We start from the raw sequence: 13,015 nt of genomic DNA on the forward strand, positions 1-13,015 counted from the left end.
GATCAATACACCGACAAAGCGCTCGCTTTCATAAAAAGCCTCGCCGAAATAATAGTGCATGTTGCTGCCCGGTGTGATGAGGATCGCATCAAGCCCGCTAACCGCCATCGCTTGGCGCAGATGATCCAGTCGCTGCTCCCGTTCGGCGGTGCTGATCGATGGCGGCCGCGATATTGTCGTCATGGGAAAAATCTCCGGCATGGGCAGACCTGCTGCAAGACAGTCACGTTGGAATTGCCGATGTCCCGTTGATTTCAGGACGCCCCAAGTTGCCCGTTACAGCCGATCGGCATGCCACCGCAAATGATCGTTCATGAAGGTGGAAATGAAAAAATAGCTGTGGTCATAACCTTCCCGCATATTCAGAGTCAGCGGGATTTCGGCTTTTGCGCAAGCGTCCACCAGCAATTGCGGCATTAGCTGCTCTTCCAGAAAATCATCCGCCGCGCCCTGGTCGACCAGAATCTCGGGAAAACGCGCGCCGTCCTCGACAAGCGAACAGGCATCATAGTCCCGCCAAGCCGCTTTATGTTCTCCCAAATAGCGGCCCAGCGCCTTCTTGCCCCAGGGACATTGTGACGGAGCGACAATCGGCGCGAAGGCCGAAACGGATCTATAGCGTTCCGGATTACGCAAGGCGATGGTCAGCGCGCCATGGCCGCCCATGCTGTGCCCGAATATCCCCTGCCGGTTCATATCGACCGGAAATTGCTCCGCGATCAGGGTCGGCAATTCCTGTTCGATATAGCTGCGCATCCGGAAATGTTCGGACCATGGCTCCTGGGTGGCATCGACGTAAAAACCGGCGCCCTGCCCCATGTCATAGGCGCTATCATCGGGCACGTCCTGACCGCGTGGCGACGTGTCCGGCGCAATGACGACCAACCCCAGCTTGCTCGCCAATTCCCGGTATTCCCCCTTTTCCATGACATTGGCATGGCTGCAGGTCAGGCCGGACAGATACCACAGAACCGGCAGTTTTGCGCCTTTGTCATGATCGGGAAGATAGACCGCAAAGGTCATTCGGGTTCCAGTTCTGGATGACGCGTGGGAATAAACACCCTGTGTGCCGCCGAAGCTCCGGTTGGTTGAAACTGTTTCCATCAGAACAGCACTACGGAGCGGATGCTCTCGCCGGCGTGCATCAGATCAAAGCCCTTGTTGATTTCCTCCAGCGTGAGCGTGTGGGTGATCATCGGGTCGATCTCGATCTTGCCGTTGACATACCAGTCGACGATTTTCGGCACATCGGTCCGCCCGCGCGCGCCACCGAAGGCCGTGCCTTTCCAGACCCGGCCGGTGACCAGTTGAAACGGCCGGGTGGAGATTTCCTTGCCGGCTTCCGCAACGCCGATAACAATGCTCTCACCCCAGCCACGGTGACAGGCTTCCAGCGCCTGGCGCATCACGTCGGTATTTCCGGTGCAGTCAAATGTATAATCCGCGCCGCCATCGGTCAGCGCCACCAGATGCTCGACGATATCGCCCTTGATCTTTTTCGGATTGACGAAATGGGTCATGCCGAATTTGCGGCCCCATGCTTCGCGGTCATCATTGATGTCGACGCCGATAATCTTGTCCGCGCCGACCATCCGCGCGCCTTGCAACACGTTCAGGCCAATGCCGCCAAGACCGAAGACGATGACATTTGCGCCCGGCTCGACCTTCGCCGTGTTGACCACCGCGCCGACACCAGTTGTGACCCCGCATCCGATATAGCAACTGGTGTTGAACGGCGCGTCGGTCCGGATTTTGGCAACCGCGATTTCCGGCAGGACAATGAAATTCGAAAACGTCGAGCAGCCCATATAATGATAGATTGCCTCGCCCTTGTAGGACATGCGGCTTGTGCCGTCGGGCATCAGCCCCTGCCCCTGGGTCGCGCGGATCGCGGTGCACAGGTTGGTCTTGCCGGACAGGCAGCTTTTGCACTGGCGACATTCGGGCGTGTAGAGCGGGATCACATGATCGTCTGGTGCCACCGAGGTCACACCTGCACCCACTTCCCGTACGATACCGGCGCCTTCGTGGCCCAATACGCTCGGGAATTTGCCTTCGCTGTCGAGACCATCGAGGGTGTAGGCATCGGTATGACAAATGCCTGTCGCCATGATCTCGACCAGCACTTCGCCGGCTTTCGGCCCTTCCAGATCAAGCTCTACAATCTCGAGCGGCTTTTTGGCTTCAAATGCAACGGCTGCGCGGGTTTTCATATCGCCTGATATCCTCTGTTGGTCGGTTTCCGGTCTTGTATGTCACAGTGATCGTTATCCGCAAGCCTGACCGTATGATTTCAACCGACCCGCCCGAAATCTGCAAGCCTTCTATTGTCCGGTCACAAAAGATTGTCGGTTGATCTTCCCGCCGAGATCGTTTCAATGAAATATATATTGGGAGAACCGGAATTGATCCAGGATTATACGTCGATCCGCGAGGAGGTCGCCAAACTTTGCCAGAAATTCCCGGGCGAATATTGGCAGGCACGCGACAAGGCGCGCGAATATCCCACCGATTTTGTTACCGCTCTGGGAGAGGCTGGCTATCTTGCCGCACTGATTCCGGAAGAATTCGGCGGGGCCGGATTGCCGATTTCTGCGGCCGCGGCGATCCTCGAGGAAATCCAGACACAGGGCTGCAATGGCGGCGCGGTCCACGCGCAAATGTATATCATGGGCACCGTCTTGCGCCACGGATCGGACGCGCAGAAGGCGCAATATCTGCCTAAAATCGCGACAGGCGCGCTGCGGTTACAGGCTTTTGCCGTGACCGAACCGACCAGCGGCACCGATACGCTGGCGCTCAAGACCGTCGCCAGGCGCGACGGCGAAGATTATGTCATCAATGGTCAGAAATTGTGGACAAGCCGGGCCGAGCATAGCGACCTGATGCTGCTGCTCGCCCGCACGACGCCTCGGGATCAGGTGAGCAAGCGCACCGACGGCCTGTCAGTCTTTCTCGTCGACATGAATGCGGCACTCGACAACGGGCTGACCATCCGGCCGATCGAAACCATGATGAACCACAGCACCACCGAGCTGTTTTTCGACAATATGCGGGTGCCCGCCGCCAATCTGATCGGCGAGGAAGGCAGTGGCTTCCGCTACATCCTCTCGGGCATGAACGCCGAACGGCTGCTGATCGCGGCGGAATGTATCGGTGACGCCAAATGGTTCATCGAAAAAGCGACTGCCTATGCCAAGGAACGGGTATTATTCGGTCGCCCCATCGGCCAGAATCAGGGTGTCCAATTCCCGATCGCCCGCGCCTATGCGCAGATGCGCGCGGCCGAATTGCTGGTCCACAAAGGCTTGCGCAAATATGAAGCCGGCGAGAATTGCGGCGAGGAAGCCAATATGGCCAAGATGCTGGCCGCCGATGCCAGCTGGGCGGCCGGAGAGGCCTGCGTCCAGACCCACGGCGGCTTCGGCTTTGCCGCCGAATATGATGTCGAACGCAAATTTCGCGAGACCCGGCTCTATCAGGTCGCCCCGATCAGCACCAATATGATCCTGTCCTATGTCGCAGAACATGTGCTGGGTCTGCCGAGGAGCTATTAATGGCTGACTGGGCAGACTGGATCGGCAAGAGCGAGACGCGCAAGGACATCATAACGCCAGGCTTGCTGCAACGCTATTGCGCGACCTTCGACACGCCGGTGACGGATGAAATTCCGCAGGGTCTGCACTGGTGCCTCTGCCTGCCCCATGCATCGACGGCAGAACTGGGAGAAGACGGGCATCCCGCAAAAGGCGGCTTCCTGCCCCCCATTTCCCTGCCCCGCCGGATGTGGGCGTCGAGCAGCGTTTCTTTTGAAAATCCGCTGCAACTCGGTGACGAAGTGTCGCGCGTCTCTTCGATCGCTTCAATCGAGGAAAAGTCGGGTAAATCCGGCGATCTGGTGTTTGTCGCTATCGACCATGAAACGCGCGTCGGCGACCGGGTGGCGGTTCGCGAACGGCAGAATATCGTCTATCGGGAGTCCGCGAAGACCGCCCCACCGGCCAGTTTGGCCAGCAACCAAGCCCCGGATCTTGAGGGCTGGGACTGGCAACAGCAGATCATCCCGAGCGAGGCAATGCTGTTCCGCTTTTCAGCGCTCACCTTCAACAGCCACCGCATCCATTATGACCGGCCCTATGCGGTGGAGGAAGAAGGCTATCCCGGCCTCGTCGTGCAAGGCCCGCTGATGGCGGTGTTGTTGCTGAACATGGCGGCAAGCGAACTGGGCGCGAACAAACTGTCGAGTTTTTCCTTCCGGGGACAGTCTCCGGCTTTTGCGAATAACGTGTTAAACTTGGTTGGAAACTGTGAGGGACAAAGCCTCACACTGGCCGTTCTCGGCGAGGATGGAGAAACCATCATGTCCGCTCAGGCGCGAATCTAGCAGCTAAGCAAAGGATTCACCGGCCACAACAAAAGAAGCCCGGCGGATGGGTCGCAAAAACCACCGGACTTCCTCTGAATACCCAAAATGGGCTTGGTGCGGCGCCGGGATCGAGCAGAATATACTGTCCGATGGGGCCGGTGCCGCAAGATCTTGTTAACCGAGTCTTTGTGCGGACGCTGTGATCGCGATCACCGGTCAAGAAAAGGATCACCAAATATAAAACCCGGCGGTCAGTGCATGCTGACGCCGAGCTTGTGTGGATTTTCCGGTAAACTGGTGCGAAGCCGCCTGCGTGACGACGAACGGCTTCGCAAGAATGGATTAGCCGATTTGCTTCCGTCCGCCTGTGACCGGAATCACTCTGTTTTTTGCTACGGGCTCGCTCTCAGAACGAAGTTCAAACCGTCCGTTTCGCACGGTCTTTCTGGTTCTGCCCCTGGATTGCGTCTTTGGCCGCATTCCATTCGTCGTCACCCCAGGCAAGCAGCTGCGAGAAATTACCGCCGCCGGCAAGATAGCTGCCGCCGTCAATGGCGATGGTCTGGCCGGTGAGATATTCGACACCAGGGCCAAGCAGAAAAGCCGCGAGATTGGCAAGCTCGTGCATCTCGCCTGGCCGGCCCATCGGTGCCCCGCTGCGTTGGCGGTCTTCGTCGCTACCGGGGGGGTTGAGGCGACTGGACATGCCCTCGGTCGGGACCAGGCCCGGAGCGATCGCGTTGAGCCGGATATTATAACGGGCCCATTCCACAGCCAGGCTCTGGGTCATGACATTGATCCCGGCCTTGGACATCGCGCTGGGCACGGTGAACGCGCTGCCGTTCCAGATCCAGGTGGTCAGGATCGAAACGATATTTCCGCGCGTCTTGCCCTCGATCCAGCGCTTGCCGATATCATGGGTCATATAGAATGTGCCGCGAAATACGATATTGGCAATGGCATCAAAACCGCGGATAGAGAGATCCTCGGTGCGCGAGATAAAATTGCCCGCCGCGTTGTTGATCAGACCGGTGAGCGGGCCGTGTTGCTGCCAGATGATATCGTTCATCTCGCTTATCATCTCTGCATTGCGGATGTCGCACGGGTGGGGAACGACCTTGCCGCCATGTTTCGCGACCAGTTCTTCCGCTGTTGCCTGGCACACTTCGCCGCGCCGGCCGCAGATATGGACCTCGGCGCCGAGCTTGAGCAGGCCTTCGGCCATTTCCTTGCCGAGACCGGTACCGCCGCCGGTCACGAGAATGCGTTCGCCCTGCATCAGGCCATCGCGGAACATGAGTTTGCTGCTGTCCATATCATCCTGTCCTGTTCTGTTCTGTCGTTGTGCCGCTCATCCATGATGAGTCGCCACATTCAAACTAGCAGCAATGATGCTGGGGAAAAGGTGATTGTTGGGACATGTTTTGGCACCGGAGTTGCGGAACTCCGTCGCTTCTGCCGTCGTCCAACAAAAAACGGGAGCTTATCCGAAGATAAGCTCCCGCTGCGCCTCTGTTGGGGCTGCTGTCCTCTTGCGATTCCAGCCGCCGCTTGTTCAGCGTCCGGTTTCCGGGCCAGATGCGTTAATGGTTGGTTGTTGTCCACGCGTCCGCTTGCGCTTCTTCGCTTCGGTCTCCAACCCGCATCGGGTCCAGTCACCCGATGATCCTTGTCCGGCCGATCCGTTCGGGCTTGCGCCTTCCCTTTTCGGTCTTTCTCCGACCATCGATCGAAAGATCATTTTCCTTTTCTTGCGAAAAACAAACTGGTCGTCTCGATCATCTTCCGGGTCCCGGGCTGTCCTGCGGGTCATTGCTGACTGGTCGCTGGTTCGTCCGTTTTCCTTCCGACAAGCAACATATGACTCTTGATCCCGAGTCGGACCTAGCGGAAAATCGCAAGTTATCCACAGGCAGTACAGTTAACGGTGGAAAACTCTTGCCGATGCGGTGGATAAAATTTTCATGGGAGTCTGCAGGTGCATTCATGGAGCTTATGTCCGTTGGTCCGGCCCTTCAATCGGGAGGGGATTGGGGAAGGACCGGACCATTGGACCAATCCCGGCGCCTCGATCGGGAGGAGGATGAGGCGGCCGGGATTGTAACTCTTCGCCTAGACCTGAACCGTTGAAAGCAATACGATGCTGCTAACGGACAGGGCGGCGACAATATTGAAAAGCGTTCTCATGGATTTTCTCCTTGTTAAAACGCCTGTCAAACATCTCTTTTCCTGCGTAACTTACAGGCTCCAGATGGTCGCATCGGAAGTAAGTTTCAATTGAAAACGGAGTTCAATCTATTGCATTATTTGCAACTTGAATCGTCGTCCAGCGTCCCATTCACAGGACCATCACATTGATAATACTAGAATATTCCTTCAAGGAGCTTCTTGCCTTTGTCGAGCGGGTTGCGACGAAAATTCGCCTCTTCCCGGCCAATATAGGTGAAAATTCCGTCCAGCGCCTGATCGGTGACACTGTCGGTCAAACTATCACGCGAAAGGTCGGTCCCGCCCAGCCGCGCCAGCGAGGAGATCGATCCAAGCCGTTCAACCTGCTCATATGCACCCAGATCGCCCAGCGCTTTTTCAACCAGAGGGCGGACCTTGACCGCCAGTTCTTCGCCTGACGTACGCCGGAGATAATCGGAACCAGCCGCTTCGCCGCCGGTCACGATACCGACACCGTCCTGCAATGTCAGACCGTCAATCGCCGAACGAAACACGGGCTTGGCTTCGAGAGCCGCCTTGCCCGCCGCGTCATTAAGCGTTTTGGTAATATCCTTGGTCAGTCCGGCCTTGCTGGTGAAGCGCAAGATGCTCGTTGCCTTCTGCAGCGGCCCCGGCAGCAATATGCGAACCGCCTTGTCCGCGTAGAAAGCGCCCGGTTCGGAAAGCTTGTCGAGCGCATTGTCGGAAGCGTTGCCCAATATGCCCTTCACGCCCGTGCTTTGCGCCGCCGCAGGTGTCGCGGTGAACGACAAGAGCGCCAGCGGGGCCGTGGCTAGGGCAATGGTGGCAAGGAATCTGCCAGAGTTTTTTCCGCGACGCATGACTGTTTCTCCTGATTTTATTCAGGGGATCATAGCATGTTCCATTGGCCCGAGCCTGAACGCCGGGCGCTATCTAGGTAAAATCGTGCAAATTTCGGGTTTTTCCGAAACTAATTCCGTTCGGAAAATTCCAATACGCCTGTTGTTTCTTCCGCGGATATTTCGGTCAACGCCAGCGAAAACGGGTCTCCGTCCTTGGTTTTGCCCGAAAGGTTTGTTCCGTTCCGTGCGACTTCGAAATCATTGACGGTCAATCGCGTTTCATACCAGCTGGCCAGCTTTTCAACACCCGCCGGCGCCTTGAAACTGATCTTGACCGAGCCGCCCTGTCCATCCCTGTCCTGGATATCAAAGCTGGTCATACGACTGCCGGGATAGAGATCGACATCGTTCATGTCGAAGTCATCGCTGTCGAGGGTTATATCCGGCAAGTCGACTTCCATCGAGAAGCCATCCGCCTTGATAGAGAATTTGCTGTCCTCTCCACCACCGATTTTGATCTTCTCGTCCTCGGCCTTGCTGTCGTCGCTAAAGTCGATCGACATGCCGGAACCTTCGGAAGATCCGTCTTCGACCTTGCTGCAAGCCGACAACAGGAGCGGCAGGGTCGCCAGTAGAATCAGATATTTCGTGGACATAGTAATTTCTCCAGACTGTATTGCTATATTAATACAGTCTGGATTGCACTTCGTCAAGCTTCACGCCGAAATCAGGCGTCTATCGATGTTCCGGGACCCGGGGCATTTACAACGCCGCCATCCACCGGAATCGTGGAGCCAACGACATAGTCCCCTGCGGAGCTTGCAAGAAATACCGCTGCAGAAGCCATGTCCTCGGGCCGACCGATGCGTTTCGCGGGGATTCCCTTTTCCACCATGTCCTCGTGGTCGCGGGCGGCTTTGTTCATTGTCGAGGCAAAGGCACCGGGTGCGATTCCGGTCATGATAATATCTTCCTGCACCAGTTTGGACGCCATTTTGCGGGTCAGGTGGATCACCGCCGCCTTGGACGCCTGATAGCTGTAAGTCTCCCAGGGATTGACCTTCAACCCGTCAATCGACGCGATATTGATCACCTTGGCCGGCCGCTCGAAACTGGCTGCGGCCTTCAATTGTGGATGCAAGGCCTGGGTCAGGAAGAACAGGCCTTTGACATTGGTGTCCATGACCTTGTCCCAGCCGGTTTCCGGGAAGGATGTATATTCCTCTCCCCATGCCACTCCGGCGTTATTGACGAGTATGTCGAGTTTCTCTTCGCGGGACGCGATTTCTGCGGCCAAGGCCTTGCAACCTTCATAGGTCGAGATATCGCCCTGAATATAGGTGCACTTGTCGCCAAATTCGGCAGCAGCGGCTTCGCCCTGATCAGCCTTGCGGCCGGAAATATAGACTTTGGCGCCCTGTGCTAGAAATCCTTCGGTGATCATCGCGCCAATGCCGCGCTGGCCGCCCGTGACGAGGGCTACACGGCCTTCGAGCGAGAAAAGCTTGTTAAAATCCATCATCATTGTCCCTTAATAGCCGTGCATTTCAGCAACGAGATTGGTGTGATAATTCACATCACCCATGAATTCCTGCAACGCGCGGTCGCGCTTCATATAGAGGCCGATATCATATTCGTCGGTCATCCCGACACCGCCGTGCATCTGGACGCCTTCCTTGACGGACAGCGCGGTAGCCTTGCCAGCCTTGGCTTTGGCGACCGATACCATCAGTTCCGCCTTTGGCGAGCCTTCATCGAGCATCTGCTGGGCTTTCAATACGGTTGCCCGGGCGATTTCCATCTCGCTGTAGAGATGGGAAATACGGTGTTGCAGCGCCTGGAACGTGCCGATCAACTGGCCAAACTGGCTGCGGCCTTTGATATAGTCGACGGTGATATCCATCGCACCGGATCCGACACCTAGCGTTTCCGCAGCAGCACCGGAGCGGCCGGCATTGAGCAAACGCCGCAAGACTGCATCGCCTTGGTCCACTTCGCCCACCACCGCATCAGCATCGACAATAACGCCGTCAAATTCAAGATGAGCCGCCATCGCACTGTCGACCAGCCGCGCGTTGTTTCTGGAAAGACCTTTCGCGCTTGTATCAACGGCAAAAAGCGTCAGACCCTTGTCATCGCCTGCTTTGCCACTGGTACGCGCCGCCACGATGACCATATCAGCCGAGCCGCCCTGCACCACAAATTGCTTCTTGCCGTCAAGCTTGAAGCCATTGCCTTCGCGTGTCGCTGCCATACTGATCTGGTCGGGACGGTGTTTCGCGCCTTCATCCACCGCCAGCGCCAGAACCGTATCCCCCGCGATGATACCAGGGAAATATTTGTCGCGCAGCGCCTTGCCACCTGCGTTGAGCGCTTCGACGCCGGCAACCGCTGTGGTCAAAAACGGCGAAGGCGTGAGATTGCGTCCGATTTCTTCCAGCACAACGCCCGCTTCGACATGGCCGAGCCCGAGGCCGCCTTCGTCTTCGCCGATCAATATGCCGGTAAAGCCCATTTCCGCGAACTGCTTCCACAAAGCGTGCGAAAATCCGTCCTTGCATTGCTTGTCACGAAATTCGCGCAAGTGCGTAACCGGTGCCTCGCCTTTCATGAATTCGGCCGCGCTATCGTGCAGCATCTTCTGATCGTCGTTCAAATAAAGAGGCATTTTCTAGTCCTTATCTTGTTCTGTGCACTGCGAGCTCGCTCGCAAACCCGTTCCGCCGGAACGGTGATGGGGAAGAGTTCCGCTAGGCGCCGGGCAACCGCAATATCTGCTTGGATATAACGTTCAGCATGACCTCGCTGGTGCCGCCCTCGATACTATTCGCCTTGGTGCGCAACCAGCTGCGCGCGGTGAGTCCGCCATTGCTGGCGTCGCTTTCCCACTCCAGCACTTCACTGCCGCCGGCCGACATGATCAGCTCGTGACGGCGCTTGTTGATCTCGGTGCCGACATATTTCATCATATTCGGCTGAGCCGGATGACAGAGACCGGCCTTGAATGTATCGCCAAACCGCTCGGCCATGGCGCGGAACGCGAGCAACTCCATGTCCAGATCCGCCAGCTGTGCGCGGAGCATCGGATCATCAAGACGGCCCATTTCATCGCGACCGGTCTGGTCTGCAAATTTGGCACCCAGCGAACCGCCTCCCGATCCGCCCTGATCGGATATCATGCTGCGTTCGTGTCCGAGCAGATATTTGGCAACGTCCCAGCCCTTGTTGACTTCAAAGACGACAGAGGAAACGCCCTCGCCATATTCCTTGGGCACTTTCACGTCATCGAAAAATGTCTCGCAGAATGCCGACTGGCCGGAGATCAGGACGATCGGCTTGGTGGTCACCCCTTCGCTCGCCATGTCGAACAGCATGAAGGTGATGCCCTTGTGCTTTTCGTTCTTGTCGGTCCGCGTCAGGCAGAAAATCCAGTCCGCCTTGTCGGCGTAGCTGGTCCAGATTTTCTGGCCGTTGACCAGAAAATGATCACCCTTGTCGATCGCGCTGGTCTGCAGCGAGGCGAGGTCGGAACCGGAACCGGGTTCAGAATAGCCCTGACACCAACGAATCTCTCCGCGGGCGATTTGCGGCAGGAAATGCTTCTTCTGTTCTTCGGTGCCGAAATGCAGCAGCGCGGGGCCCAGCATCCAGATGCCGAAGCTCGACAACGGCGACCGGCATTTGAGCCGTCCCATTTCCTGACCCAGAACTTTCGCTTCGGCCCGTGACAATCCGCCGCCGCCATATTCTTTCGGCCAGTCGGGCACCGTCCAGCCTTTTGCGGCCATGATGTCCAGCCATTCTTTCTGGCCGGGCTTGAACACCGGATTGCGCCCGCCCCAGCAGGCATCGCTCTCGTCCACCAAGGGCTCGCGCATCTCCGGCGGGCAATTGGTTTCGAGCCATGCGGCGGTCTCCGCCCGGAATGTTTCAAGATCGGACATCACGAATTTCCTTTTAATTGATCAATTAAAGTTGGACTATCATAAGTGCGTTGTTCGATTCAATGATTCCCTTGAAGCGATCGGAAATTATTTTTGGTCGAGCATCCGAATTTGACGCGCAAAAAGCGCGCAGCCTATGTTGAATAAGGAAAAGGGAGCGCAAGAGGATGCGATTTGAAGGCAAGACCGCGGTGATCACCGGCGGGTCATCGGGAATCGGCCGTGGAACAGTTGATCTGTTTCTCCGCGAAGGCGCCACCGTTGTCATGGGCGATATTGACGACGCAGAAGGCACCGCGATGATGTCAACCATGGGCGATGATTTCCATTTCCAGAAATGTGATGTGACACAGGAAGCCGACATCAAGGCGCTGATGGACTATGCTGCGGAGAAAACCGGCGGCATTGATATCGTGTTCAACAACGCCGGTGCCGGCGGCCCGCGCGATCCGATCGACGAGATCAGTGGCGATGACTGGGATTTTGCCATGGCGCTGCTGCTCAAGTCCGTCGCGATGGGTATCCGCTACGCCGCACCACATCTCAAGAAACGCGGTGGCGGAGCGATTGTCAATACGGCGTCGATTTGCGCTTTTCAGGCGGGCTACGGTCCGATTGCCTATTCCACCGCCAAGGCCGGGGTGTTGCATCTGACCAAGGTGGCTGCCGCCGAGCTCGCCCAATATAAGATCCGGGTGAACGCGATCTGCCCCGGCTTCATCCAGACCAATATTTTCGCGGCAACTTTAGGCGCCAATAAAGAAGAGGCTCTGGAGATCAATTCGATTCTCGGCCAGGCCGCAGCCAGTGTGCAGCCGGTCGCCCGTCCCGGAGTAGCTAATGATATCGCCGAGGCGGCGGCCTATCTGGCGTCGGATGCGGCGGGCTTTGTCACCGGCACCCATTTGCTGGTCGACGGCGGCATGCTGGTCGGCACCCAGGCCAGCTGGGACCCTGAAATCCCCGGAATGCTCGATGCGATCGTGCCGGAGCATCTGCATTGACTGATACGTCAGACAAGTTGCCGCTCGGGACCAAGATTCTATATGGCTTTGGCGCCGCCGCTTATGGCGTCAAGGACAACGGTTTTGCTGTTTTTCTGCTCTATTATTACAATCAGGTGGTCGGCATGCGCGCCGATGTAGTCAGCCTGGCGATTGCCATTGCGCTGTTCGTCGATGCCTTTGTCGATCCTGTAATCGGCCAGTTGACGGATCGGACCAGAACCTCGATCGGGCGTCGGCATCCCTGGCTATATGGAGCGGCGGTTCCGATTGCGATCGCATGGTTGCTGCTGTGGCATCCCCCCGAAGCCAGCGCCATGGTGCAATTTTTCTATCTGCTGGTGATGGCAATGCTGGTCCGCTTCACCCTGTCCGCCTATGAGGTCCCCTCTCTCGCGCTGCTTCCCGAGCTCAGCCGGGACTACCATGATCGCACCAGCACTTTGCGCTTCCGGACCCTGTTCGGCTGGGCGAGCGGGCTCGGCATGATGGTCCTCGCTTATGGTTTTCTGCTGGTGCCCAGTGAAGATTATCCGGTCGGACTGCTTAACGTGGATGGCTATTCCACTTACGCTATCATTGGTGCCTCTATCATGGCTATTGCCGTGCTGGTGTCGGCGCTCAGCACGCACAAGCGGATAGTGGGACGATATAAGGCCGAGAGCGCCC

Annotated in this window: 13 protein-coding genes; 4 read left to right on the top strand and 9 right to left on the bottom strand. The window is 57.2% G+C overall.

Annotated features, from left to right (window positions below; translation table 11 throughout):
* The 3 genes from WBM93_RS06590 to WBM93_RS06600 all read right to left on the bottom strand — a co-directional run.
* The coding region (locus WBM93_RS06590) for an aminopeptidase P family N-terminal domain-containing protein (RefSeq protein WP_424429824.1) at positions 1-183 on the bottom strand (183 nt) is incomplete at its 3' end.
* A gap of 93 nt (positions 184-276) precedes the next feature.
* Positions 277-1,104, bottom strand: a complete 828-nt coding sequence (gene fghA / locus WBM93_RS06595; RefSeq protein WP_424429826.1) for an S-formylglutathione hydrolase — start codon at positions 1,102-1,104, stop codon at positions 277-279.
* Positions 1,104-2,213: an S-(hydroxymethyl)glutathione dehydrogenase/class III alcohol dehydrogenase gene (locus WBM93_RS06600; RefSeq protein WP_424429829.1), complete on the bottom strand. Its 1,110-nt coding sequence runs from the start codon at positions 2,211-2,213 to the stop codon at positions 1,104-1,106. Before WBM93_RS06600 ends, fghA begins: the two co-directional genes overlap by 1 nt.
* Before the next feature lie 165 nt (positions 2,214-2,378).
* Here WBM93_RS06600 and WBM93_RS06605 point away from each other — a divergent pair, with 165 nt between their 5' ends.
* Both WBM93_RS06605 and WBM93_RS06610 read left to right on the top strand, forming a co-directional pair.
* Complete coding sequence (locus tag WBM93_RS06605; RefSeq protein ID WP_424429832.1) at positions 2,379-3,557, top strand: acyl-CoA dehydrogenase family protein; 1,179 nt, start codon at positions 2,379-2,381, stop codon at positions 3,555-3,557.
* A complete protein-coding gene (locus WBM93_RS06610) occupies positions 3,557-4,384 on the top strand; it encodes an FAS1-like dehydratase domain-containing protein (protein WP_424429835.1) in 828 nt (275 codons plus the stop codon). Before WBM93_RS06605 ends, WBM93_RS06610 begins: the two co-directional genes overlap by 1 nt.
* Before the next feature lie 400 nt (positions 4,385-4,784).
* Here WBM93_RS06610 and WBM93_RS06615 read toward each other — a convergent pair whose 3' ends face one another.
* The 6 genes from WBM93_RS06615 to WBM93_RS06640 form a co-directional block, all read right to left on the bottom strand.
* On the bottom strand, positions 4,785-5,681 hold the full coding sequence (locus WBM93_RS06615) for an SDR family oxidoreductase (protein WP_424429838.1): 897 nt from the start codon (positions 5,679-5,681) through the stop codon (positions 4,785-4,787).
* 1,048 nt (positions 5,682-6,729) lie between these two features.
* Positions 6,730-7,416, bottom strand: a complete 687-nt coding sequence (locus WBM93_RS06620) for a DUF4197 domain-containing protein (protein WP_424429841.1) — start codon at positions 7,414-7,416, stop codon at positions 6,730-6,732.
* 110 nt (positions 7,417-7,526) lie between these two features.
* Complete coding sequence (locus tag WBM93_RS06625) at positions 7,527-8,054, bottom strand: hypothetical protein (protein ID WP_424429844.1); 528 nt, start codon at positions 8,052-8,054, stop codon at positions 7,527-7,529.
* A gap of 71 nt (positions 8,055-8,125) precedes the next feature.
* On the bottom strand, positions 8,126-8,917 hold the full coding sequence (locus tag WBM93_RS06630; protein ID WP_424429859.1) for an SDR family oxidoreductase: 792 nt from the start codon (positions 8,915-8,917) through the stop codon (positions 8,126-8,128).
* 12 nt (positions 8,918-8,929) lie between these two features.
* Positions 8,930-10,066 carry an acyl-CoA dehydrogenase family protein gene (locus WBM93_RS06635; protein WP_424429847.1) on the bottom strand — a complete coding sequence of 379 codons (1,137 nt, stop codon included), beginning with the start codon at positions 10,064-10,066 and terminating at the stop codon, positions 8,930-8,932.
* An 82-nt stretch (positions 10,067-10,148) separates the two neighbouring features.
* Positions 10,149-11,342 (bottom strand): acyl-CoA dehydrogenase family protein, encoded by a 1,194-nt coding sequence (locus WBM93_RS06640; RefSeq protein ID WP_424429850.1) that lies wholly within the window; start codon positions 11,340-11,342, stop codon positions 10,149-10,151.
* Between the two features lie 167 nt (positions 11,343-11,509).
* On the opposite strand from WBM93_RS06640, the gene WBM93_RS06645 reads away from it, so the two are divergent.
* Positions 11,510-12,346: an SDR family NAD(P)-dependent oxidoreductase gene (locus WBM93_RS06645; protein ID WP_424429853.1), complete on the top strand. Its 837-nt coding sequence runs from the start codon at positions 11,510-11,512 to the stop codon at positions 12,344-12,346.
* Positions 12,343-13,015, top strand: a 673-nt coding sequence (locus WBM93_RS06650) for an MFS transporter (protein ID WP_424429856.1), incomplete at its 3' end; no start/stop codon positions are given. The genes WBM93_RS06645 and WBM93_RS06650, both read left to right, overlap by 4 nt.

The sequence above is a fragment of the Parasphingorhabdus sp. genome (assembly GCF_049667325.1).
GTDB lineage: Bacteria > Pseudomonadota > Alphaproteobacteria > Sphingomonadales > Sphingomonadaceae > Parasphingorhabdus.